This window comes from Gilliamella bombi, assembly GCF_900103255.1.
Lineage (GTDB): Bacteria > Pseudomonadota > Gammaproteobacteria > Enterobacterales > Orbaceae > Gilliamella > Gilliamella bombi.
Genome location: NZ_FMWS01000008.1, coordinates 1 through 23,563, shown reverse-complemented (window position 1 = coordinate 23,563; position 23,563 = coordinate 1). Strand labels below are relative to the sequence as shown.

Below are 23,563 nucleotides of genomic sequence, written 5' to 3'. Positions count from 1 at the left end.
TGTAAGATCCTATTTAAATAGGTTATTGTTAAATAAATCTAGCAACAACCTAACAAAATTTGATTATAAGATGCGGCTAACCTTTATTAGTCATCAATCGTTAAATTTCGAGTAGTTAAATCAAATGGAGTTAACTGGTAAACATAATAGTTGAGCCAATTACTAAATAATAGGTAAGCGTGGCTACGCCATGTGGCTTTTGGTGTTAAATGAGGATTATTATCAGGAAAATAATTATATGGCATATCAGGATGAATACCTGCATTTAAATCTCGATAATATTCATTTGCCAACGTTGAAGAATCATATTCAGGATGACCTGTTACAAACACCATTCGCTTATCAGCTGTAGCCATTAAATAAGGACCGGTAATATCAGACTCAGCTAAAATAGTTAAATCGGTATATGTTTTTATTTTATCAATTGGAAAATCAGCATAACGAGAATGAGGAGCCCAAAAGGTATCATCAAAACCGCGTGTTAAAATCGCATTAGATTGCACAATATGATGCTGAAAAACACCCGATAACTTTTGCGTGCGAGTAAATTTTGGTAAATCATATAAGACATTCAAAGCAGCTTGAACACCCCAACAAACAAACATAGTTGAAGTAACATGATCCTTTGCCCAAGTAATAATTTTGGCTAACTTAGACCAATACACAACATCGGAAAAAGCCACTTTCCCTAGTGGGGCACCTGTTATAATTAACCCATCAAAATTTTGCTCACAAATATCATCAAAATCACAATAAAAACTATTTAAATGTTCAATAGGCGTATTTTTAGACTCTCGCTGATCAATACGTAATAACTGAATATCAACTTGTAAAGACGAATTAGAAAGTAAGCGTAAAAATTGGTTTTCTGTTTCGATTTTTTTAGGCATTAAATTTAAAAAAAGAAGCTTAAGAGGTCGAATTTCTTGGGTATTAGCACGCGATGAAGTCATAACAAATACATTCTCATTACGTAATACATCAACCGCAGGTAATGAGTCAGGAATACAAATAGGCATAACAAAAACTCCTAAATCGGTAAGTAATTTTTAAACATCAAAATAGACGTCTAGAAATCTATATAGCTAAATATAGTATCTTTTAATTTATTTGTCGAGATTTTTTATTTAACAAAATCATCAGAATAATCAAATTACAAATTAACAAACATTCTAAAGAAATGTGTATTACTTCATGCAAAAATCAAAATCACTCCGATAGATTTGTTAATTAAAAAGTACGAGTATCGGTACGCCAAGTATCTGCAGTAAGCGCTTCACCAAAATAGCTATTAATTAATTTTTGGGTAATATCACTCAGCGGTGAAGCTAATACTTCAGCAGTATTACCATATTCAACCAATTCGCCATTATGCATAACTAAAATTTCATCGCTGATATGTTTCATCATCCCAATATCTTGAGTAACATATACATAAGAGATATTTTGTTCAGCTTGTAACATCAGCATTAAATTAACAATTTGTGAACGCATCGAAATATCAAGTGCAGCTAATGCTTCATCTAAAATTATCACTTTAGGTTTTAAAATCAATGCTCGAGCTAATGCCACTCGCTGTTTTTGCCCCGCAGCCATCACTGAAGGATAATAAGAGGCATGTTCAGGTAACAATCCAACTTGCTTCAATACATCTCTAATTAACTTTTCACGTTCATGAGCATCATAATTAGCATTACACTTTAATGGGATTTCAAGCAATTGCCCAATACGTAATCGTGGATCAAATGAACTTTCTACATGCTGAAATATCATACGAATTAGTTGACAACGATAGCTATAATCGCCGTATTGAACTTTATTACCGTCAATCCAGATATCTCCACTATCAGGCTTTATCATACCAACTAACATTTTTGCGAGTGTCGATTTGCCAGAGCCATTTTGTCCGATAATTGCAAGCGTTTTACCTTCATTAAGAGAAAACGATAATGGCTTCACTGCATTAATGTATAAATGTCCCAGAAATCCTTTAGGAATTTTAAATTGCTTAGATAAGTTACGCACTCTTAATATTGGATTCATCGTATATTCCTATTATTTATGGCTACTCATCAGTATTTAACGGAAAATGACAGGCTACGAAATGATCTTTTATCGGTATCAATTCTGGCGCCAAAATACATTTTTTCTGGGCATATGGACAACGAGGACCTAATCGACAACCTATTGGTAGGTGTTCTAATGATGGGATCACTCCAGGCAAAGTATTTAAAGGACTTTTATGCGGCATCGCTTTACCAAAGTCAGGAATTGCATAAATTAGCGCCTGAGTATAAGGATGATAAGGCGATTTAATTAAATCTTTACTATCAGCAACTTCAACTGTCTGTCCACAATATAAAACATTGATACGATCAGTCCATCTGGTAACCATTTGCAGATCATGACTAATAAATAAGATAGTGGTACCCACATTTTGATTCATACTAGCTAGCAACCTAAAAATTTGTGCTTCTGTAGTTGCTTCCATCGCATTTGTCGGCTCATCAGCAATAAGTAGCTTAGGCTGATTAGCCAACGCAATTGCAATCATGACTTTTTGACATTCACCTTCAGTCAATTCAAACGGATAAGATTTTAATATCTCCTTATGATTCTTAATTCCTACCCGATGCAATAACTCAATCGCTCGATGTTTACGCCAAAATAACCTTTGCCACCAATGCCCTTTAAATGTCCTTCTTGGAATTGCACTAATTAACTGTTGTCCTACTTTCATGGAAGGATCTAAGCAAGATTGTGGTTCTTGGAATATCATCGATATATTGGCACTAATGACTTTTCGGCGCTGTCTAGGAGTGAGTTTAAGTAAATCAATGTCATTAAAATAAAATCGATCAGCTGAAATCTTCCAATTGTGATTAGTCACACCTAAAATAGCTTTAGCGATAAGGCTTTTTCCAGATCCTGACTCACCAACTAAACCTCGAATTTCACCTTCTGACAACTTTAAATTTACACGATCAATTGCACGTAAAAGACCATCTGGTGTAATAAACTCAATGGTTAAATTCCGAATATCTAACAATGCCATAATTAAGTTCCTGCTCGACGGCCATATAATCCAAAATTGAATAAATAAACCAAAATAATTGTAGCAGAAACCGCAATTCCCGGAGATAAAAAGGCTAAATAATTAGTTGCAATGATATCTTTCATTTGAAACATCATCATACCTAAATCTGGTCGAGAAACATCATTAGCAAAACCTAAAAAAGTTATAGTAGTAATAGTTAAAATAATCGAACCAAATAGCGAAACAATTTCAGTCAAATAAATAGGTAAAATATTAGGTAAAATATAATGATTAAAAATTGTAAAGGAAGATAATCCATCAAGTCTATAGGCCGTAATATATGTTTTATTCCATTCATTGATGGCACGCTGATGAATATTATAAATAAAGCGTGGCGTATAAGATAACCCTATTACCAATAAAATATTAGTAATGTCATCTTCTAATAATAAGCTAATAACAATCACACCAAGTAACGGTGGTACTACCATACAAAATTTAAAAACAAATAATATAAAAGGGCGTATAAATGATATAAAAAACATTAAATAATTGATTAACCCACCAATGACTACCACATAAAAAACCGCCTTTAAGGTCATTGACATAGTTGAGCGATAACCAATTAACAAATAATCAAAAATATCTTGTCCTTTAGCGTTAGTACCTAATACATGATTAATATCACCATTAGACCACCAAGCAGGTGGTAATGAAGTTGGGTAAATAGGGTTTAAATGAGCATGAAAGAACCATTTGGTTGATAATGCCACAAAGGCAAGCGCCAATATGCCATAAAGGCCAACAACTAAGTAGAGATTACTATGCAACCGATTAAAGCTTAAATTGACATTTTTAAGCAATCTTGCTCGCCTAGACATAATGTTCCTTATGACGTAAAGGATAAATAACTACCGCCGAAATTTCGCCCAATAACGTTAACAAACTGATGACAGTGCCACAGGCTAAAATGGCAATAGAAATAACAAAATAATTATGATGATGATAAGCAAGCATCACCCATTGCCCCAATCCTACTCGATTAAATAAAATTTCAATTACCATAGTTGAAAAAAGTAGTGTTGTCGTATTATAAGTCAGCTGTGGAATAGTTGCAGGAATGGAATTAGGTAATAAATGGCGGCGTAAAATTTTAAACGGTGATCGTTCACGAATAATCGCCATTTTAATAAAATTCTGTCGTGATGTATTTCTTACATTCTGGCTAACGAGTTGAATAGTCATAATGCTTGGTTGAATAGCTAACATAATGATCGGCAAAAACAAATAGTGAAGTTGGCCCAATATCATATGCCATTTATCTGTTTTTGATGAAATTAAAAGATCCAATAACGAAGTTCCAGCTACTGATGACGATACATTAAAATTCATCGATATCGACCAAGTTGGCGATAACCAATACATAACAATAATAACAACCATAACTATAGGGCAAGAATACAAAGATAAAGATCCTAAACGGATAATATTATTTAACCAATGAATATTACTAAGTCCAAGAAAAATTCCCAATGGCAATCCAATCAGCAAAGCAACGAATAAAGCAAGAATGCACAGTTCAAATGTAGCCAATAGTGTATGGAGAAACGGCACTGTTTCTCCAGTTAACAATCTGAATTGACCTTGCAGTAACTGTTTAAAAAAAGCACTGTAGGCATCCAAAAAGCTTAAATTATTAATGTTAAATGTTGAGTGAGGGCTAAAATAAACTAAACAAAAACTAATCTGAGCTAATACGCAGATAATAAACAAAAACGTTACTATTTTCTTGAAAATATAGATAATCATTATTTATCTTTATCGCTATTATAATTAATTAAAACACGGCAACATAACCACGCCACCGTGTTTTAATCTATTTATTGATTATCCAGTATTACTGGTTTACTTGCTGCGGCATAAGCATGATCCTGAGCACTTAAACCACCAGCATTACCTTTACCTTCAAAATGATAATCTGATTCTTCACGCGATTTTATTTCAACATCATAAGTCATATATTCTGGTGCAGGTGCTTTAGTCATTGCTGATGAGGAATAACCTATCGAGTGTGAATCATTAATTACAAGATCATTATCATTTTTCTCACTAACGTTAAAATCCTCTTGAACACTTACAAATAACGGAGCTTTTGATACCTCATCAACACTAGCAGTTCTATTTACATCTTCCTCATTTTTAACAATAACAGGAAGTAAAAGCGATGGAATGACAGGTACCACATTATGTGGTTCATAATTAGCTATTTGACTGTAATCAACAACAACACGACCTAAAGCTAATTCCAATGATGCTGCAGCAAACGGCAATGGTATTGGAGACTGTTTTAGTTCTACATTACGAACACGGCGTTTATTACGTTGGCCATTCATTCGTAAATGTCTTGAAGTACGACGCTGACGTTTCGGTTGAATTTCCGATACAATATTGCCCTCAGCTGATTCTGAGACAATAACAGGTAATAATAAAGAAGGGATAATTACTCGTTCTTGTTCAGTCTGCACCGTGGCAGTAGTATTACTATTTTTCACACGAACACTTTTAGTTAATGCTCGTTGTTGGCGTCTTGGCTTAGCCTCACGCAGTTTTGGTTGTACCACTTCCTCGACAACTCTATCTGCCTTAAGATTGTTTTCAGAGTTTGACAAATTAGCATTTGAATTACTATTTTGTTTAGCTCTGCGATTATTATTTCGACTTGATTCTTTAACCTCGTCAATATTGCCTGCTGCAACAAAATTACCATTATTAGCAGCATTGTTATTTCGGTGATTACGTTGACGTCGATTGTTTGAACGTTGATTATCCCGTCTTTTAGTCGGTCTTGTTTTAACTTCTGGCTGTGGTTCTACTTTTTCAGTAACAAACAGTTTACGTAATTTACCAAATAATCCACTAAACAGACCGCCTGATTTTTTAGTTTTTGACTCTACCTTTTCTTTTGGTGTTGCACAAGCTTCAACTTTAGGTCCAGATAATACAGCTTGTTCAACAATAACTTCAACAGCTTGTTGCTCTTCTTCTTCTTCCTCAAGTTCACGAATCAATTTTGGAAGATTATAACTCAGTACATCTGTTTCTTCGCCTCTACGCTTACGAATCACCTTATACAATGGGGTTTCCATCTCTTCATCGCCAGCAATCACAATTTTGACATCAGGATGCATACTTTCAATATTGGTGATAGCACGACGTTTTTCGTTGAGTAAGTAGCTTGCTATTGGCACAGGAACAATAACATCGATTTGTACTGTATTATCTTTCATTGCTTCTTCTTGAATCAATCGAAGAATAGATAAAGACAATGAGTTATTGTCCCGAACTGTACCTGTACCTTGACAACGAGGGCAAATGTGATGCGTTGCTTCGCGTAATGAAGGGCTTAAACGTTGGCGCGACATTTCAAGTAAACCAAAGCGTGAAATTCGCGTGGTTTGAATTCGTGCACGATCGGTTTTCATCGCTTCTTTTAAGCGGTTTTCTACCTCACGCTGATTACGGACTGGTGTCATATCAATAAAATCGATAACAATCAAACCACCTAAATCACGTAAGCGTAGTTGACGAGCTATTTCTTCGGCTGCCTCAAGGTTAGTATTAAATGCTGTTTCTTCAATATCACTACCACGAATGGATTTAGCCGAGTTAATATCGATTGCTGTAAGCGCTTCTGTGGCATCAATAACAATTGAACCACCAGAAGGTAAGCGAACTTCTCGCTGGAATGCCGATTCAATCTGCCCCTCAATTTGGAAATGATTAAATAATGGCACATCACCCTCATAAAGCTTTAAGCGACCGATATACTCAACTCGTCCCAAATCAGCTAAACGTTTTTTAGCAATCTCAAGTACTTTAGGATTATCAATTAAAATATCACCAACATCATCACGCAAATAATCACGAAACGCACGAGTAATGATATCACTTTCTTTATGAATCAAGCTTGGTGCAGGATGTTTTTTGGCTTCGTTTTGAATTGCTGTCCAATAGTTAACTAATGCATCTAAATCTTGTTGCAACTCCTCTTGGCTTTTACCAACACCCGCCGTTCGAGCTATAACACCCATGCCTTTTGGCTTTTCAATTGCATCAATAATACGCTTAAGATCTGCTCTTTCTTCACCTTCTATACGGCGCGAAACACCGCCAGCACGAGGATCATTAGGCATCAACACCAAGTAGCTACCAGCTAAACTAATATAGGTGGTTAAAGCCGCACCTTTTTTGCCACGAATCTCTTTTTCAATTTGGATAAGGACTTCTTGACCTTCCTGTAGATGTTTAATACTACGACGACCAGAAATATTAGATGGGAAATAGCTTTCAGCAATCTCTTTTAAAGGTAAAAAACCATCACGCTCACCACCATACGAAACAAAAGCAGCTTCTAAACTTGGATTGATTTTAGTGATTTTACCTTTATAAATATTCGCTTTTTTTTGTTCATGTCCAAGGCTTTCGATATCTAAATCATACAATCGTTGACCATCAACAAGCGCAACTCGCAGCTCTTCTTGCTGGGTTGCATTGATTAGCATTCTTTTCATTATTCTACACTCTTGATTAATCTTAATTAACAGTAGGTAGAATCTTATTATTGATAAGTGATTATTTTAACAATGATGAATAATGGTACTTAACTAAATATTGGTATACAGCATTCATTATTTTATTTATGTTATTTTTGTTATTATTTTATGTGAACCTGATACCGCTTACACAACATCAATATCATACATTAAGTAACATGCTAAATTAAAAAGCACTAAATATTTAAAAAAACCTAATTGTATAATTTATTGACACTATTAATATGGCTAATTTGCAAACCTATGTTTCTTAACGGCTTTAGCAAATAAACTAAATCTTTATGCAATTGTTTAAAATAAACATATTATCTAATTATAATGATTCTACTTACGCTATTTTATTTTGAAAAACTGTAATGTCTAACGCCATTGCTGCATTACAAGGATAAAATTATCCGTCACTATTATTAACGTTTCAGTCAAGGATAGCAAGCAAATTAAACTGGCTGTTTTACAAACAGTTAAGAATTCATTTTTAGCTATATTCAACTTGCTTTAATCACACAATAAATAACTTATTTAATTTGCTTAAATTTTTTACTGAAACACATAGTTACCTGAAACTTTTTTACAAAATTTTTTCTTACTAATTATCCCATTAACTAAAAATAAAACACCGATGCAATTATGCATAACGAATCCTAATCAGTATAATTACAATAAAATGACATTATAATTTAAATATGAGATATATCTGTTTATGAACTCTGCCAATAAAACTGCCTTACTTAATTTTACTACTCGTTGGATTGAGCAATTCAAATACGCACCACAAAGCGAAGAACTACATGCCATCCCCTCGCCTTGTATTTTAAAAACGGACCATCTCACGGTATTTTGGCAACCATTTTTATTAGAACCACCAAGAGATCTCTCGATTGTTGAACAAGTTATTGGTATCATTTTACATCCCTCTGCTCACATTTTTTATGGTACACAATATGCTGGCAATATGACGGCTAAATTTACCGACACACATTTAACCTTAATTCAAGCATGGAACGATGATGACTTTTCAACTTTAGAACAAAATTTAATAGCTCATTTATCCCAACAAAAAAGATTAAAACGAACAGCAACCATTTTTATAGCTACGACGGATGACAGCACAAAAATAATTTCATTAAACAATTTAACGGGCGAAATAGTAAAAGAGGACTTAATTACAGGAGAACTAACGACATTAACTAATGATTTGATTTCATTTTTTAATCAACTTACAGTTTTTCAGTAACTATAAGAACGTTAAAAATTTTACAAAAATCTATTTTATCGTATACCTATTTGAAATTGTAACTTACAAAATAATGTGTATATAATGCAGTAATAATAATCAATTAAATAGGTGGATTATGTTTGAAAATTTGACAGCAGCACCAGCCGATCCCATTTTAGGGCTAGCAGACCTTTATAATAAAGATGAACGCACCAATAAAATTAATTTAAGTGTCGGTATTTATAAAGATGAAACGACCAAAACCCCTATTTTAGAAAGTATCAGAAAAGCAGGGCATTTGTTACTAAATGACGAAACCACAAAAAGTTACTTTCCTATTGACGGTCTCAAATCCTTCAATATTGCAACGCAAACTTTGCTTTTTGGTAGTGAAAATGAACGAGCAAGAACTGCACAAGCACCTGGAGGAACAGGGGCTTTACGCATTATGGCAGACTTTTTAGCTCGTCGAACCAAAATAAAACGAGTTTGGGTTAGTAATCCAACTTGGCCAAATCATCGTAGTGTATTCCAAATGGCAGGCCTTGAAGTACGCGAATACCATTATTACAGTGCACAAACGCACACTCTTGATTTTGATGCCATGATGAGTAGCTTAAACCAAGTTACCGCTGGCGAAGCGGTATTATTCCATGGATGCTGTCATAACCCAACGGGTATCGATCCAACCCCAGAACAATGGCAAGCTATATCGGATCTTGCCTTAAAAAATGGTTGGTTACCACTGTTTGATTTAGCTTACCAAGGCTTTGGACAAGGTATAGAAGAAGACGTTTATGGGTTACGGTTATTTGCCAATAATCATCCAGAACTACTTATTGCAAGTTCATATTCTAAAAATTTCGGTTTATATAACGAACGAGTGGGAGCATTTACATTAATTGCGGCAAATGCTGAAATTGCCGATCGAGCCTTTAGTCAAGTCAAAACAATTATTCGAGCTAATTACTCAAACCCTCCTGCCCATGGTGCTAAAATCGTCTCTTATATATTAAACAATGAAGAATTAAAAGAAGAGTGGATCGATGAATTAACAAGTATGCGTCAACGTATTCACCGCATGCGACAACTATTTGTAAAAACCTTACAAGACAAAGGTGCAAATCAGGATTTTAGTTTTATTGCCAAACAAAATGGCATGTTTTCGTTCAGTGGCTTGAACGAAGAACAAGTGCTAAAATTGCGTAATAATTATGGCATTTACATCGTAAACTCAGGACGTATCAACGTGGCTGGTATGACATTAGATAACATGTCCAGACTTTGCGAATCAATTGTTGAAGTACTATAGAAATTTTAATAATAAACAGTCATAACAATAGAAGCGCTCAAATAAAGGGGGTTTCTATTTACTTTCCCCTTTAAATTAATATGTTTTTTTACTATAAAAAACAGGTTTAACTTTGGCATACATATCCTTATTAATCAAAAATTATTCTAATGATTACTTACACCTCCCCCCTTCTCATTAGTATTTATTCCATTTGGTTATATCAATAGAAAAACAGATTATTAGACGATACTGCAATAATTACTAATAATTATTGAGTAAGATAGTAACAATTATTGAGGATAGTTTGGTGGCGTCACATATTTTAGATTTTTTAATTTTGGGCAATAACTTTGGTACTAACGAAATGAGAGCAATTTGGTCTGAGACAAATCGCTTGCAAAAACAGGTTGATGTCGAAGTTGCTTTAGCTAAAGCGGAAGGCGAGTTAGGCGTTATTCCAATTGAAGCAGCCAATTCAATCATATCCAAAGCCGATGCATCTAAATTATCAATTGAACAAATTGCCGAAGAAGCAGCTAAAGCCAAACATTCGTTAATGTCAACAATTAATGCACTGCAAAAACAAGTCGGTGATGCGGGTCAATATATTCATTACGGCGCAACTACACAAGATATCGTCGATACTGCAACTGTTTTACAATTAAAACAATCTTTTACTGTAATTGAACGCGATAGCAAACTAGTGGCACTAGAACTAAAACGTTTAGCTAAAAAGTATCAGTATTTACCCATGGTTGGACGAACCCATGGCATGCAAGCACTCCCTACAACCTTTGGTTTTAAACTTGCCGTATGGTTAGATGAATTTATTCGGCACTTACAACGTTTAAGTGAAATCAAACAGCGAGTATTAGTCGGTAATATTAGTGGTGCAATTTGTACTTATGCCTCAATGGGCAAGTTAGGACCACAAGTTGAAACGCGTGCTTTAACAATACTGGGACTAAATACCCCTAATATCGGTTGGCAAGCAGCTCGTGACCGTTTTTCTGAATATGCATCAGTCATTGCGCTAATTAGTGGCACATTAGGTAAAATGGGCAATGAATTTTACAACTTAATGCGTACCGAAATTAACGAAGTTGAAGAACCGTTCTCGGAAGGAAAAATAGGTTCAACTACCATGCCGCATAAACGCAACCCAGCGGCATTAGAAGGTTTAGCCAGTTTGACAGCTCCACTTTTAAAAAGTGTCGCATTAATTCACGAATCAATGAAAGTTGAACATGAACGCGATGCCATGAGTTGGCGAGCCGAATGGATCGCACTACCAGAAATTAACCTTTATATTTCAGCACAATTACAGACAGCCCTTGCCGTACTTAAAGGACTTAAAATCAATGCAGAAAAAATGTTGATCAATTTATCACTACAAAATGGTTTACTACTATCTGAAAAAGTGATGTTTGAAATCGGCAAACGATTAGGCAAACAAACTGCACATAATTTAGTTTACCAAAGCGCCATGAAAGCATTTGAACAAAATCGTCCATTTAAAGAGATATTATTAGAAGATCCAAGATTGAACCAAATATTGACCGCATCGGAACTTGATACTTGGTTAGATCCAATTAGCTATATTGGCTCTGCACCTGAAAAAGTAGCACAAGTTATTCAATATGCTGAACAGTGTGGAGTATTAGCATGAGCTTTCGCTTAATCACTCATAAAGACATTCCTGCTTATCAGGCGCTATTGCATAATGCTTATCAATCCACCACTCAATTAGGCATCCATTTTGCCGCAGCAACAGTCACGCAATCGCAAATTGCTGACCATATTAATTCCAATGCCGTGTATCTATTTGAAAAAGAAGGTGATCTACTATCAACCTTAAGTATTCGCTTTCCATGGGGTAATAACCCAGGACCTTATGGGTTACCGCATTTAGGTTGGTTTGCAACAGCACCACAATATAAAGGCAAAGGTTATGGTAATGCATTATGGGATTTTGTTGAACAGCAAATTCTAATTAACCAACTAAAATTACCTGCTGTCACGTTAGGCACTGCTGCAAATCATCCATGGCTTGCCCAAACTTATATTAATAGAGGCTATAAAAAAATAGGGCAAGCTAATTTAACACTCGATCATACCACACTTTATTTTGAAAAAATCTTAAATCACAAAAACTATACCGAATGGAAAAAAAGGAGTAATAAACAATGAAAAAAATAAGCAAGTTACTGTCCGCTCTTTTATTAACTAGCCTAGCCTTAATTGGTTGTGATAATAAATCCAATCACCAAGTAACAGAGCAAAATGTCATTAAAGTGGGCTCCACAGGACAAAGCTATCCAAACGGTTATAAACAAGATGGCAATTTAGTCGGATTTGATGTTGAAGTTACTGAAGCAATTGCTAACGAATTAGGCTATAAAGTCGAATGGATCATTGCTGAATTTGGTGGCTTAATGGGGCAATTTGATTCAGGGCGTTTAGATACTATTGCCAATGCAGTTGCGGTTACAGATGCTCGTCAAGCCAAATATGATTTTTCCAATACCTATAGCCTTTACGGTAGCCAAGTTGTTACCCACAAAGATAACAACGATATTAAGCAATTATCTGATTTTAAAGGTAAAACCATTGCCGGTGTGCTAGGCTCAAATCATATAAACAATCTAAAAAAAGCCTTTCCTAACAACGAAATAACAATCAAGACCTATGAAACACGAGATGGTGCAATGTATGACACGGAGTATCGACGAGTTGATGGTTATGTCAATTCTAAGCCAATATTACTGGCTGAAATTAAGCGTAAAAACCTACCGTTTAAATTAGTGGGTGAGCCAATTACTATTGAGCACGTTGCTTTTCCATTTAGTAAAGATGAAAAAGGCCAAGCACTACGTGAAAAATTCAATCAAGCCATCGAAAAGTTACGCACCAATGGCACATTGAAAAACCTTGCAATTAAATATTTTGGTGAAGATATTACCCTATGAATTTTAATGTAAACTATTTTTTAAGTGTATTTCCGCAGATATTACCTTATCTGCCTGTTACACTTTTTATTACCATCATATCGATTATGTTTGCCATTATATTTGGACTTGCGATTGCACTATTACGTAGCAATAAAATAATCATTATCGATTCGTTTTTTGCACTGTTTATTTCACTGTTTCGAGGAATACCTTCTGTTGTTTTACTGTTTATTATTTATTACGGATTACCACAAATTTTTCCTGTTTTAAAACAAATGGGCGCTACAACAGCAGCCATTATCTGCTTCAGTTTAAAATATTCGTCCTATTTAGCTGAAATTTTCCGAGCAAGTTTAAAGTCCGTTGATCAGGGGCAGAAAGAGGCAGGAATAACCGTTGGTTTAAGTAAAATACAAGTTTATCGAGGTATTATACTACCACAAGCTATGGTCAATGCTCTACCAAACGCCGGCAATATGTTCATTTCATTACTTAAAGATTCATCTGTTGCCTTTTTTGTTGGCGTGCAAGAACTATTAGCATCGGGGAAAATGTTAACTGCTAACTCATTCCTCTACTTCGAAACCTATTTAGCTGTAGGTATTGTTTACTGGCTAACTGTTGTTGCCTATTCTTGGATACAAAAACAATTAGAGCAAAAGCTCAGTATACCTTATCATCGTTAAGGAGTAAGGTTATGATTTCTGTTTCGCATTTATCTAAACGTTTTGCAAATAATGAAGTATTAAAAGACATCAACTTAAATATAAAACAAGGTGAAGTTGTTGCCATTATTGGCCCATCAGGCTCAGGAAAATCAACTCTGTTACGTTGTTTAAATTTACTAGAAAAACCAAATACAGGCACTATCAAAATAGGAACTGTATCACTTAATAGTAAGCATTATAGTATTAAAGAAGAAAGCAACTTACGAAAACAGTCCGCTATGGTTTTTCAACACTATAATTTATTTAAAAATAAAACAGCATTAGAAAATATAACTTATCCATTAATTGTTGGTCAAAAAATGGATAAAACCAAAGCAAAACAACAAGGATTATCATTATTAGAACGAGTCGGTATGTTGCCATACGCAACACAATATCCCATCACTTTATCGGGTGGTCAACAACAACGTGTTGCAATTGCAAGAGCTTTAGCTGTTAAACCAAATGTATTATTATTTGATGAACCGACTTCTGCACTCGATCCTGAACGAGTACACGAAGTATTGCAAGTCATGCTACAGCTAGCAAAAGAACGTATTACTATGATTATAGTAACTCATGAAATGGAGTTTGCTAAGTACGTTGCAGATAGAATTATCTTTATGGCTGAAGGAATGATTATCGAAGAGGGATCAGCAAAATCAGTCATCGATAATCCTCAAAATGAAATTACGCAACGATTTTTACGCCAGCTAACTGACGAAATTGATTTTGAAATTTAGTTAAAAACTATACTAACTAATGATAATAATTTAATATTTAAAGAGTAAATAAATAAGATAATAGAAATTGACGAAAATCTAAACCTTTTGCTAGTTTATGAATGTCTGTTAATAATTGCTCTGCTTTAGTTTGATCTTGAATCGCTGAATGCAATTTTAACGACATTTCAGTTTGGCTATATGGGTTTTTAGGAGAACCTTTGGGAATATCAATACGCTGACTTATCTTTTTACCATTTTTAAGAAAAATATCAATAATCACATAACGCCCATTATAAGCTTCTGGATGTGGCGTAAGTTGCGTTTGATAACTTCGTTTCATCTTCTGCATTAATTGTTTTATTGCATTTGAAATAGGTTGTGATGAAAACTGCTCAAAACTAAGTGGCAATCCTAAAAGAGTTAATGCTAAAACATATTCAGCCGAAAAACGTCCTTGCTGCGTCAATGAAGGGGTTTTATATATCAGTGCAGCATCACTATTTGGCGGTGCAAAATAAATAACAATATTATTAATATTATCAAATTCAAAGCTAGGATTTTGGTAAAGTAATTGACCTGCATCAGCAATATAAGCAGCAGCTGAACAATAAGAATAATTTTTAAACCATAATCCGGGATCCACAATCTTCCAAGTTTTACCCCAATGACTTAAATCAAAATGTGTATTACCTTGCCCATAAATAGCCAAAAAACCTAATTTATCATCTAAAAAATCTTGATCGGCATGTATACCAGCTCTTAACCATTCAACAGATTGTACAGCATGCTGTGCTGCTAGTCCTGCATGTAAAAATTTGATCGGAGTACCAATTAACAAACGCATTCCTGATGCTTGTGTAGCTGCTAATGTTAATGCCTGTGATAAAAAAGGTTCATCATAGAGATAACAAATAGCAGCAGTGGCAGCAATTCCACCCAAAGTAATAGTTGCATGCCAACCTTTTTCATAATGCTGTGGATTAACACTTTTACCCAACAAAGCCATCACTTCGATACCAATAACATAAGCCGTTAAAAAACGCCTACTATCAACCTTTTGTTCAATACTATCTAATCGAACACTAGCAATAAGAGCGGATAAAATAACGGCTGAGGGGTGGCCTCTAACATCTGAATGTACATCATCATAATCTAAACAATGCGCTTGGAAGCCATTAAAAAGTGCTGCTTGCCTTGCCGTAGCTAACTTTTTTTGACCAATCAGCAAAGCTCTAGTATTTCCACCCTCATCTGCTATCCATGCTAGTAATTTATGAACATCATCTTCCTGACGAGCTTGTAAACTACAGGCAAAATAATCGGTTATCCCCTTGATAGCGCAATCAATAACTTGAGGATCACTGATTATTGAAGTATTTTTTATTAAAATGCTTAATTGTTGACCTAAATTCATTTTATATTCTCAATAAATACAATAATTAATAAAAATAACCATTTAATAAAATAATTTGCTTTACCATAAGTAACATAGTAAAAAATAAATAAAAAGTTAAAGATTATATGGTTATATTTTTATAACACAAAGTCATAAGCATGAATCTATTTATATAATCATTCTTGGCAATTGTTTTATGTGCTAAGATATTGCCATCAATTGTATTTAACATCACAAAAAATAAGTCTAATTATGTCAATTTGTTATGTTGCTTTAGGGAGCAACCTTGAAGATCCGTTTGCACAAGCTAATCGTGCTATTGAATCATTACGCTGTTTGCCTAGCACAAAAGTGGTAGATATTTCACCATTTTACCGAAGTAAGCCCTTAGGGCCACAAGATCAAAATGATTATCTTAATGCAGTAATTAAACTGACGACAAGCTTATCACCTATAGCATTGCTTGATGAACTACAAGCAATTGAAAAAGCACAAGGACGCGTACGCAAAGATAATCGTTGGGGTGCTAGAACCCTAGATTTAGATATTTTACTTTATGATGACTTAGTCATTAATAATGAAAGACTTACTATCCCTCATTATCATATGAAAAATAGAGAATTTGTCCTCTATCCACTATTTGATATCAGTCCTGAACTTATTTTCCCCGATAACGACAAATTGTACGATTTGGTAGCTAAATGCCCTGAAAATGGATTAAAAAAGTGGAATAATTAATTATCTTTATTAATAACATATAGTTGTACTATTTTTTTTATTTTTTAATTATAAAAATGATAAAAAAAATTTGCCAAAGGCTGAATTATTGCTATAGTTTAGCGCTTTCAAATAATCTTTACTTAAGGGGATTGCAGTGAAAAAGGAACAAAAAGTAAATACATCTTCTCTTAGCCTGCTTTCAATTGCTGGGCTTGAGCCTTATAAAGAGGCAAAAGACGAGGAGTACATGAACCCTAAGCAATTGAAACATTTTAAACTTATTTTAGAAGCTTGGCTAACTCAGCTACAAGGTGAAATGGGAAAAACAGTTACGCATATGCAAGATGAAGCAGCGAACTTTCCAGATCCGGCTGACCGAGCAACACAAGAAGAAGAATTCAGCCTTGAATTACGCGCTCGAGATAGAGAAAGAAGACTCATCAAAAAAATTGAAAAAACGTTAAAGAAAATCGAATCAGACGATTTTGGTTATTGTGAATCTTGTGGTGTTGAAATTGGAATTCGCCGTTTAGAAGCAAGACCAACAGCCGATTTATGTATCGATTGTAAAACGCTTGCTGAACTTCGCGAAAAACAAATGGGTATGTGATCCCAGTTTTATCTATCATTCCAAATCAGACCTATGCATTATATCGGTCGTTTTGCCCCTTCACCATCAGGGCCATTACATTTTGGTTCGTTGGTAACGGCTCTTGGTAGTTATCTCCAAGCTAAATCTTGTCGTGGTAAATGGCTTGTCCGTATCGAAGATATCGACCCACCACGAGAAGTCAAAGGGGCATCATCACTTATATTAAAAACGCTTGAAGCGCTTAATTTATATTGGGATGATACAGTCTTGTATCAATCATCTTGCCGTGAGCGTTACCGCACTGTTTTAAAAACACTAATAGATAAACAACAAGCCTATTATTGTGACTGTACTAGACAACGAATTCAAAACCTAACAAATGGTATTTACGATAACTTTTGTCGTGAACGACATTTATCTATCAATAATAAGCAACAAGTTGCTATACGTTTAAAACAAAATCATCCTATTTTTCAATTTAAAGATCAGATTCGTGGCTTACAAACAGTTGAAAAAGCAAGTGCGCAAGAAGATTTTATTATTCACCGCAAAGACGGCTTATTTGCCTATAACTTAGTGGTAGTTTTAGACGATCATGAACAAGGAATTACCGAAATTGTTCGTGGCGCGGATCTTTTACCTGTTACTGCAAAACAAATCTCACTATATCAACTGCTTGGTTTTTCTGTGCCAAGTTACTGCCATTTACCACTAGTATTAGATAAAAATGGCAATAAACTATCAAAACAAAATCATGCTAGCCCGATTGATTTAAACAATTTTAAAGCGTTAACCGTCCAGGCTTTACAGTTTCTAGGGCAATGTGTGCCAGAAGATTGGCAAGACGCCACTCAAAAACAGTTACTAGATTGGGCTATACAACATTGGCAAATTGACAATGTCCCAAAACAAAACAGCCAATTATCCACCGATATAAGATAAATTAGGGGTGAGCCCTACACGATGATTATGTAACAAATGCTTTTCTGGTTTAATCATTAATGAAGCAAGAATTCTTGCTTTTAATTGTCGTTTCTGTTCTGAGCTTTCCAACAAATCACGTAAATCAACCGCCGCATCACCAAATAGGCAGTAATGTAATTTACCGATAGATGATACACGTAATCGATTGCAACTTTTACAAAAATCTTTTGAATAGGGCATAATCAAACCAATTTTTCCTTGATAATCGCTGTGCCCATAAATCTTAGCAGGACCTGATAATGTTTTTTTGGGTTGTAACTCCCAACCCTGCGCAATTAGTTGTTTTTCAATAAAACTACCAGACAAGTGATAACGATTGAATGTATCGTTGCTTTCGCCTGTTTCCATAAGTTCAATAAAACGCAACTCTACTGGAATATTTTTAATCCATAACAAATAATCATTTAAATTATCATTCATGTTTTTCATCAAAACAGTGTTAATTTTGACTTTTTTTATACCTACTTCTAACGATTTATCAACACACTGCAGTAATTCTTTAAGCTTATCTTGACCAGTAATTAATTTAAATAAATGGGGAGAAAAACTATCAATACTAATATTAATCGCATTTAAACCAGCTTGATGCCAATGGTGAATATTCTTTAATAAACGCGAACCATTGGTCGTAATAGCGAGTTCTTTCACACTGGAATAGGAAGATATGAGTGATAAGATATCAATAAAATCGCGACGCAAAGTAGGCTCGCCACCCGTTAACCGAATTTTACGCACACCAAGTTCAGTAAATGTTGCAACAACATTATTAATCTCACTGAGCGACAAAAATTTATGTTCCTTGTTAGGCTGATAACCACTTGGTAAACAGTACTGACACTGAAAATTACACAGCTCGGTAATCGACAAACGTAGATATTGAAATCGACGCTGATAATTATCAACTAATTGCATATATACATTAAACACCTTATCCAAATCGGGAAGCATAACCATTTCTGCGTTATACCGCGGCTAATCCACCATATGAAAATATCACTTAGGTAAAAAAGCTTCAGAGTTTGATTTAGTCTAGCATAGGCTTTATTTTTTGACTATGAGCAAAGTGATTTTTATAACGCGTCTTCTTTCCAATTAATAGAAACTTATCTATAAAAAATTTATTTACATTATGTTAATTTCTGCTAACCTTATTCAATTAAATTAATTATTTTATAATCCTAATCAATATATAATTAACCGAGGAATAGGTATAAATTTATAGCATAATAGATAATGTAATGGAATATAAGTTATATAAAGTGAGTCAATTTTAAATAAACACTAATAATAAAAGTTCCATGACAAATAACATCGATTTTGCAATAAATTGACCAATAATGAAGAATGAAAAAGGCATTTGCTTTTTTATTAGGCTGTGAAGATTCAAATCTAAAATCTATTGATAATACATTATTGGAAAATATAAAGACATATTATCTTCAAAAGATTCCAAGTAAAGATAATCAAATCTGTTTTTATTTAGGAAATATCTTATTTCCTTATCAAACTAAACAATTAACCTATTCTAAACAATCTATAACAAAAGTTTGGGTAAATAATCAACTTAATCAACATTTGGATCTATTTAACCGACTTATATTTAATCGCAAAACAATCCTATTTTTATAACAATCAATTATTATGAATAACAAAATAATAAAATCTGCCCGATATCTAACAAATTTAAGCTTAATTTTATTCCCAATCTTAGCATTCTCTGATGATGCTAGTCGCTATATAACTTATAACAATCTACTTTTTGATCGTGACGGCACAGTTATTATCGATAACAGCCAAGAAATTGACTCAATAAAATACCAAGATCATTATTGGATTGTGCAGTTAACCAACAGTAGCAATAACCTCCTCTACAGCAATATAAAAAAGATAGATAATTTTAAATTTGCTTTTGAAAAAAAAGGCAACATATTAAAGTTTAAAATCAAAAATAACTTAACTTATTTGGGCGCCGAACGAATAGCCTATTATTACCAAGATACACATTTATCAGTTGTCATTGATACCGATGGTAATTTAATTACACCAAAAGGAATTTATTATAAAAAAATCAATCCGTTCATTGATGGTTATGCAAAAGTTACTACTAAAAATGATGAGATTGGTTATTTAAATCTACAAGGTGAATTTTTCAAAAAACTTCCCCCAAAAGCGCAAATAAAAAAATCTCAATCCCAAACAAACTTAAATTCACAATGCAAAATAATCACATCTGATAAAATCATGCAGCTATGTAAAAAAAATAATAGCCAATATTTAATTAATAGCAAAACAGGCAAAGAAACCGATGTTGGATCTAAAGCATGGGATACTAATCGAGATAATGATTACAAAAACAATCTTTCCGCTGGTTATTTTTGGATAGGCAATTATCAAGATAGTTATCGTGTTTATCAATTATATGACTATGATGGGAAAATGCATTATGAAAATCAGTTTGATAGCATTTCTCCTTTATACGGTACAGTAAGTTGGGTAAAAAATAATTATAATTCTAAAAAATATCACCTTATTGATATCAAAGGTAAAACACTTGGTGAATATGATTATTATACAGTTAAAGATGTTGGTAAGGAAAAACTTTATTATGCCCAAAAAGCCGCACCCAAAAATCAAAGTGAGGATGAAAAAGAGTTATTAAAAATTTTGGATATAAATGGTAATATTTTATTTTATGAAGATATCGTCGGTCAGGCACAATACAACTTTTGCAACCGTAATTTTAAAGTATTAAAAAATAAGGAAAATAAAATAGTTTGGCCAACAGACTTAGAGCGAGAATGTCTTTTAGATCGTTATATTCAATCAGCAAAAACCGATAACGACAACAGTTATCGACATAAAGAGCAAGAAAGTAAAGCGATTGAAATACCAAAAGATAAAGTTCCCGAAATCAGCCGCTATTTTACACAAATTCAATCCAACAAAAATACCAATCCATTTACATTCGAAAAAGGTGATATTTATCTTACAGGTCCCAACACAACTAAAATTGAAGGTATCGCAGAACTAAGTATACCTGAAGGATATATATATAGTGAAAAATATAACCCATCTAACACAGAACATTGTGACAGGTTTGTTGCGCCAGCTTATGACAATCAAAACCGATTATGTATAAATGTTTATAAACTCGGATTTATTGACTTACTTGAAGTCAAAAAGTTATTTGATGACAAAACCAACATCGAAAATTTAAAAACAAAAATTTCTTCAAGAATAGAAGATTATAAAGAATACAAAGACTATCAAAAATTTGAATGGTTAATCGACCCTGAATTTGATTTTGAAAACCAAAGTTTAAAATTCGGCTATCGATATCACATAGCAGAAAGCGATCAAAACAGAACCAGTCAAATTATCGAATATATAAAATTTGCCAAAGACCACATCATTGTGTTTAAAAACGATTATTACGACGATTATAACGATTTTAAGCCAATGGAATTTGATTGGTTTAATCGCATTAAGGTTTTTGAAAAGGCCGATATCAGCTCGACTTATCCTTGCAGCAAATTATCAATAAAAGACTCGGCATTATCTGCCAATAAATTTATTTATTTAGATAAAGAATTTTGCTTTCCACTACCGATAACCACACTCTTTGAAAGATATCCTACGCAAACTGAATTAAATAGTTACCATGAGTTATTTTCCTTCAGGGAAAACCGATACCCAATAAAAGAGGGAAAAACCTTATGGAATTAATAAAATATCTTCTCAGCACAATAGCTGTAACAATAATCGGACTCACTCTAAATGCGTGTGATGCTCCGCCACAACAAAGCCAATCCGAACTCGAAAAACTGCCCGAGGTTTTTAATTTAACTGAACAACAATGGCAAAACGAAATCCAACAACGATTTGACACCATAAACGGTAATGGCGAACCAATAAAATGCATATCAATAGTAATGACTGCGCCTTATTACATATTTGATAGACGATACGACTCTGACACATTGATCCTATTACAAACGTTAACAGAAGCAGGCTTGCTAACAGAACAAATTGAAATTAGCGGAATGGATAAAAATCGCATCGTTTATATCTATAACCTTACCGAAGAAGGCAAAAAATACTATAGAAAATGGCCTAACTTGAGTTCGTCAGGATTTTGTTTTGGCAAAGTGATTGTCAAGTCGGTAACCAAAATAACGCCATATAGCAATTATATTGAAATTGAATATCAATATGTTATTGATAAATTACCCCCCAAATTAATGCCCCAAAATGAATTAAAAACCGATACCGTAAGGTTTTATTATGATGAACAAACAAAAAAGCTCTATAGCCGTGGTATTGGCTTAATTGTTAAAAACTATTGGGATTAATTATCATGAATCTAAAATATCCACTGATAACTACTTTCAGCTTACTACTATTTGGTTGCAATAATGTAGATTATAAGCAATCGCTACAAGAAACTTTAAGTAGAGAAGATAATCGTGCATTATGTTATTTCCTGCCAAATAACCAAAACATCTTTCCTAACGATGTGTTTTTCGATAAACAAACTGAAATACTCGACCTATTTGTCGATCTCAAATTCTTAAAAATCAAAAACATCACAGCCCAATTTTATGATGCCAATACAGATATAACCACCCTGCCTAGATCCCCCACCAAAATTGAAGGATTAAGATATCAATTAACTAATGAAGGTAAAAAATATTTTGTTGGTAATAAAGGTGCTTTTTGCTTTGGCGATATCATCATTGACAAAGTGAACGACACTTACAATATAGAAATGATAAGAGGAGGTTTTCAGGTCGACACAGGTAAATGGATAGATTATAACTATCATTATACTAATATCCCAGATTGGGCTTATGATCAACGTTTTGAGCAATACTATAAAAAAATTTCACTGAATAGTCAGATATTACACAGTGCCAGAGCAACTTATTATAATAGTAACAATAGTTATGAAACGGGAATTAATAAAACAAAATTAATTACTTTAAAAACTAAAGATGAAGAATAAAAATAACTTAATATTTTTATTTAAAAATTAATAAAAAATGAATACTCAATAAAAGTTGGATTTTTTAAATCTTCTTTTAAGAAATCAATTATCACTAACAAAGCCTTCTTATAGTTATTATAATCTTCAATGATACAAGTAACATTAAGAAGGATCCACTCAGTTTCCTCTTAACTCGGACATATCATTAATTTCATTTATTCCTGGGTTCAAACATGAAGTGCAATTTTAAACACGGTGGAGTGAAGAAAGTAGAAAGGTGATTTATACTAGCACCTTCGCACCACCACAGTTTGGAGATTGTGATCCTCGCCAAAATATTA

22 protein-coding genes and 1 riboswitch are annotated in these 23,563 nt (G+C 33.7%); of the genes, 14 read left to right on the top strand and 8 right to left on the bottom strand.

Annotated features, from left to right (window positions below):
• Positions 1-86 precede the first annotated feature (86 nt).
• The 6 genes from metA to rne form a co-directional block, all read right to left on the bottom strand.
• Positions 87-1,019, bottom strand: coding sequence for a homoserine O-acetyltransferase MetA (metA, locus tag B9N71_RS01510; protein ID WP_085163869.1), 933 nt, complete (start codon positions 1,017-1,019; stop codon positions 87-89).
• A gap of 211 nt (positions 1,020-1,230) precedes the next feature.
• Positions 1,231-2,043, bottom strand: coding sequence for a peptide ABC transporter ATP-binding protein (locus tag B9N71_RS01505; RefSeq protein WP_065589643.1), 813 nt, complete (start codon positions 2,041-2,043; stop codon positions 1,231-1,233).
• A 22-nt stretch (positions 2,044-2,065) separates the two neighbouring features.
• The gene (locus B9N71_RS01500; protein WP_065589644.1) at positions 2,066-3,055 is read right to left on the bottom strand and encodes a peptide ABC transporter ATP-binding protein; all 990 of its coding nucleotides are present in this window, start codon (positions 3,053-3,055) and stop codon (positions 2,066-2,068) included.
• A 2-nt stretch (positions 3,056-3,057) separates the two neighbouring features.
• Positions 3,058-3,918, bottom strand: coding sequence for an ABC transporter permease subunit (locus B9N71_RS01495; protein WP_085163868.1), 861 nt, complete (start codon positions 3,916-3,918; stop codon positions 3,058-3,060).
• Positions 3,911-4,651, bottom strand: coding sequence for an ABC transporter permease subunit (locus B9N71_RS01490; RefSeq protein WP_167370034.1), 741 nt, complete (start codon positions 4,649-4,651; stop codon positions 3,911-3,913). Before B9N71_RS01490 ends, B9N71_RS01495 begins: the two co-directional genes overlap by 8 nt.
• Positions 4,652-4,917: 266 nt before the next feature.
• Entirely contained in the window at positions 4,918-7,608 is a 2,691-nt protein-coding gene (rne, locus tag B9N71_RS01485) for a ribonuclease E (RefSeq protein ID WP_085163866.1), read from the bottom strand.
• Positions 7,609-8,350: 742 nt separating this feature from the next.
• On the opposite strand from rne, the gene syd reads away from it, so the two are divergent.
• From syd to B9N71_RS01450, 7 genes are all read left to right on the top strand, one after another.
• Positions 8,351-8,884 carry a SecY-interacting protein gene (syd, locus tag B9N71_RS01480; protein WP_085163865.1) on the top strand — a complete coding sequence of 178 codons (534 nt, stop codon included), beginning with the start codon at positions 8,351-8,353 and terminating at the stop codon, positions 8,882-8,884.
• 118 nt (positions 8,885-9,002) lie between these two features.
• Positions 9,003-10,178, top strand: coding sequence for an amino acid aminotransferase (locus B9N71_RS01475; RefSeq protein WP_085163864.1), 1,176 nt, complete (start codon positions 9,003-9,005; stop codon positions 10,176-10,178).
• Positions 10,179-10,467: 289 nt separating this feature from the next.
• Positions 10,468-11,829 (top strand): adenylosuccinate lyase, encoded by a 1,362-nt coding sequence (gene purB / locus B9N71_RS01470; RefSeq protein WP_085163863.1) that lies wholly within the window; start codon positions 10,468-10,470, stop codon positions 11,827-11,829.
• Positions 11,826-12,350: a GNAT family N-acetyltransferase gene (locus B9N71_RS01465; protein ID WP_085163862.1), complete on the top strand. Its 525-nt coding sequence runs from the start codon at positions 11,826-11,828 to the stop codon at positions 12,348-12,350. Before purB ends, B9N71_RS01465 begins: the two co-directional genes overlap by 4 nt.
• On the top strand, positions 12,347-13,129 hold the full coding sequence (locus B9N71_RS01460) for an amino acid ABC transporter substrate-binding protein (protein WP_085163861.1): 783 nt from the start codon (positions 12,347-12,349) through the stop codon (positions 13,127-13,129). Before B9N71_RS01465 ends, B9N71_RS01460 begins: the two co-directional genes overlap by 4 nt.
• On the top strand, positions 13,126-13,797 hold the full coding sequence (locus tag B9N71_RS01455) for an amino acid ABC transporter permease (RefSeq protein WP_034910372.1): 672 nt from the start codon (positions 13,126-13,128) through the stop codon (positions 13,795-13,797). The genes B9N71_RS01460 and B9N71_RS01455 overlap by 4 nt, the downstream gene beginning before the upstream one ends.
• An 11-nt stretch (positions 13,798-13,808) precedes the next feature.
• The gene (locus B9N71_RS01450; protein WP_085163860.1) at positions 13,809-14,561 is read left to right on the top strand and encodes an amino acid ABC transporter ATP-binding protein; all 753 of its coding nucleotides are present in this window, start codon (positions 13,809-13,811) and stop codon (positions 14,559-14,561) included.
• Between the two features lie 37 nt (positions 14,562-14,598).
• Here the strand turns inward: B9N71_RS01450 and B9N71_RS01445 are convergent, their stop codons facing one another.
• A complete protein-coding gene (locus B9N71_RS01445) occupies positions 14,599-15,957 on the bottom strand; it encodes an MmgE/PrpD family protein (RefSeq protein ID WP_085163859.1) in 1,359 nt (452 codons plus the stop codon).
• A 234-nt stretch (positions 15,958-16,191) separates the two neighbouring features.
• On the opposite strand from B9N71_RS01445, the gene folK reads away from it, so the two are divergent.
• The 3 genes from folK (at position 16,192) to gluQRS (ending at position 18,193) form a co-directional block, all read left to right on the top strand.
• Positions 16,192-16,677: a 2-amino-4-hydroxy-6-hydroxymethyldihydropteridine diphosphokinase gene (folK, locus tag B9N71_RS01440; RefSeq protein ID WP_034910368.1), complete on the top strand. Its 486-nt coding sequence runs from the start codon at positions 16,192-16,194 to the stop codon at positions 16,675-16,677.
• Between the two features lie 136 nt (positions 16,678-16,813).
• Positions 16,814-17,269, top strand: coding sequence for an RNA polymerase-binding protein DksA (dksA, locus tag B9N71_RS01435; protein WP_065606514.1), 456 nt, complete (start codon positions 16,814-16,816; stop codon positions 17,267-17,269).
• A 33-nt stretch (positions 17,270-17,302) separates the two neighbouring features.
• Positions 17,303-18,193, top strand: coding sequence for a tRNA glutamyl-Q(34) synthetase GluQRS (gluQRS, locus tag B9N71_RS01430; RefSeq protein ID WP_085163858.1), 891 nt, complete (start codon positions 17,303-17,305; stop codon positions 18,191-18,193).
• Here the strand turns inward: gluQRS and moaA are convergent.
• A complete protein-coding gene (gene moaA, locus B9N71_RS01425; RefSeq protein WP_085163857.1) occupies positions 18,173-19,147 on the bottom strand; it encodes a GTP 3',8-cyclase MoaA in 975 nt (324 codons plus the stop codon). The genes gluQRS and moaA overlap by 21 nt on opposite strands.
• A riboswitch (molybdenum cofactor riboswitch) is annotated at positions 19,144-19,265 on the bottom strand. (Overlaps the previous gene by 4 nt.)
• A 314-nt stretch (positions 19,266-19,579) precedes the next feature.
• Here moaA and B9N71_RS01420 point away from each other — a divergent pair.
• The 4 genes from B9N71_RS01420 to B9N71_RS01405 are packed head-to-tail and all read left to right on the top strand — an operon-like array spanning position 19,580 to position 23,240.
• Positions 19,580-19,864 (top strand): hypothetical protein, encoded by a 285-nt coding sequence (locus B9N71_RS01420; RefSeq protein WP_085163856.1) that lies wholly within the window; start codon positions 19,580-19,582, stop codon positions 19,862-19,864.
• Between the two features lie 12 nt (positions 19,865-19,876).
• Entirely contained in the window at positions 19,877-21,961 is a 2,085-nt protein-coding gene (locus tag B9N71_RS01415; RefSeq protein WP_085163855.1) for a hypothetical protein, read from the top strand.
• Complete coding sequence (locus tag B9N71_RS01410) at positions 21,952-22,587, top strand: SEN1982 family lipoprotein (protein ID WP_065561355.1); 636 nt, start codon at positions 21,952-21,954, stop codon at positions 22,585-22,587. The genes B9N71_RS01415 and B9N71_RS01410 overlap by 10 nt, the downstream gene beginning before the upstream one ends.
• Positions 22,588-22,592: 5 nt before the next feature.
• A complete protein-coding gene (locus B9N71_RS01405) occupies positions 22,593-23,240 on the top strand; it encodes an SEN1982 family lipoprotein (RefSeq protein ID WP_065561354.1) in 648 nt (215 codons plus the stop codon).
• Positions 23,241-23,563 lie beyond the last annotated feature (323 nt).

Coding starts and splice junctions, on each gene's coding strand:
- syd (WP_085163865.1), top strand. CDS start 8,351: ATGAACTCTGCCAATAAAACTGCCTTACTTAATTTTACTACTCGTTGG.
- B9N71_RS01420 (WP_085163856.1), top strand. CDS start 19,580: ATGAAAAAGGCATTTGCTTTTTTATTAGGCTGTGAAGATTCAAATCTA.
- metA (WP_085163869.1), bottom strand. CDS start 1,019: ATGCCTATTTGTATTCCTGACTCATTACCTGCGGTTGATGTATTACGT.
- rne (WP_085163866.1), bottom strand. CDS start 7,608: ATGAAAAGAATGCTAATCAATGCAACCCAGCAAGAAGAGCTGCGAGTT.
- B9N71_RS01455 (WP_034910372.1), top strand. CDS start 13,126: ATGAATTTTAATGTAAACTATTTTTTAAGTGTATTTCCGCAGATATTA.
- B9N71_RS01410 (WP_065561355.1), top strand. CDS start 21,952: ATGGAATTAATAAAATATCTTCTCAGCACAATAGCTGTAACAATAATC.
- moaA (WP_085163857.1), bottom strand. CDS start 19,147: ATGCAATTAGTTGATAATTATCAGCGTCGATTTCAATATCTACGTTTG.
- B9N71_RS01495 (WP_085163868.1), bottom strand. CDS start 3,918: ATGTCTAGGCGAGCAAGATTGCTTAAAAATGTCAATTTAAGCTTTAAT.
- folK (WP_034910368.1), top strand. CDS start 16,192: ATGTCAATTTGTTATGTTGCTTTAGGGAGCAACCTTGAAGATCCGTTT.
- B9N71_RS01415 (WP_085163855.1), top strand. CDS start 19,877: ATGAATAACAAAATAATAAAATCTGCCCGATATCTAACAAATTTAAGC.
- B9N71_RS01475 (WP_085163864.1), top strand. CDS start 9,003: ATGTTTGAAAATTTGACAGCAGCACCAGCCGATCCCATTTTAGGGCTA.
- B9N71_RS01500 (WP_065589644.1), bottom strand. CDS start 3,055: ATGGCATTGTTAGATATTCGGAATTTAACCATTGAGTTTATTACACCA.
- B9N71_RS01465 (WP_085163862.1), top strand. CDS start 11,826: ATGAGCTTTCGCTTAATCACTCATAAAGACATTCCTGCTTATCAGGCG.
- B9N71_RS01445 (WP_085163859.1), bottom strand. CDS start 15,957: ATGAATTTAGGTCAACAATTAAGCATTTTAATAAAAAATACTTCAATA.
- B9N71_RS01460 (WP_085163861.1), top strand. CDS start 12,347: ATGAAAAAAATAAGCAAGTTACTGTCCGCTCTTTTATTAACTAGCCTA.
- gluQRS (WP_085163858.1), top strand. CDS start 17,303: ATGCATTATATCGGTCGTTTTGCCCCTTCACCATCAGGGCCATTACAT.
- B9N71_RS01405 (WP_065561354.1), top strand. CDS start 22,593: ATGAATCTAAAATATCCACTGATAACTACTTTCAGCTTACTACTATTT.
- B9N71_RS01505 (WP_065589643.1), bottom strand. CDS start 2,043: ATGAATCCAATATTAAGAGTGCGTAACTTATCTAAGCAATTTAAAATT.
- B9N71_RS01450 (WP_085163860.1), top strand. CDS start 13,809: ATGATTTCTGTTTCGCATTTATCTAAACGTTTTGCAAATAATGAAGTA.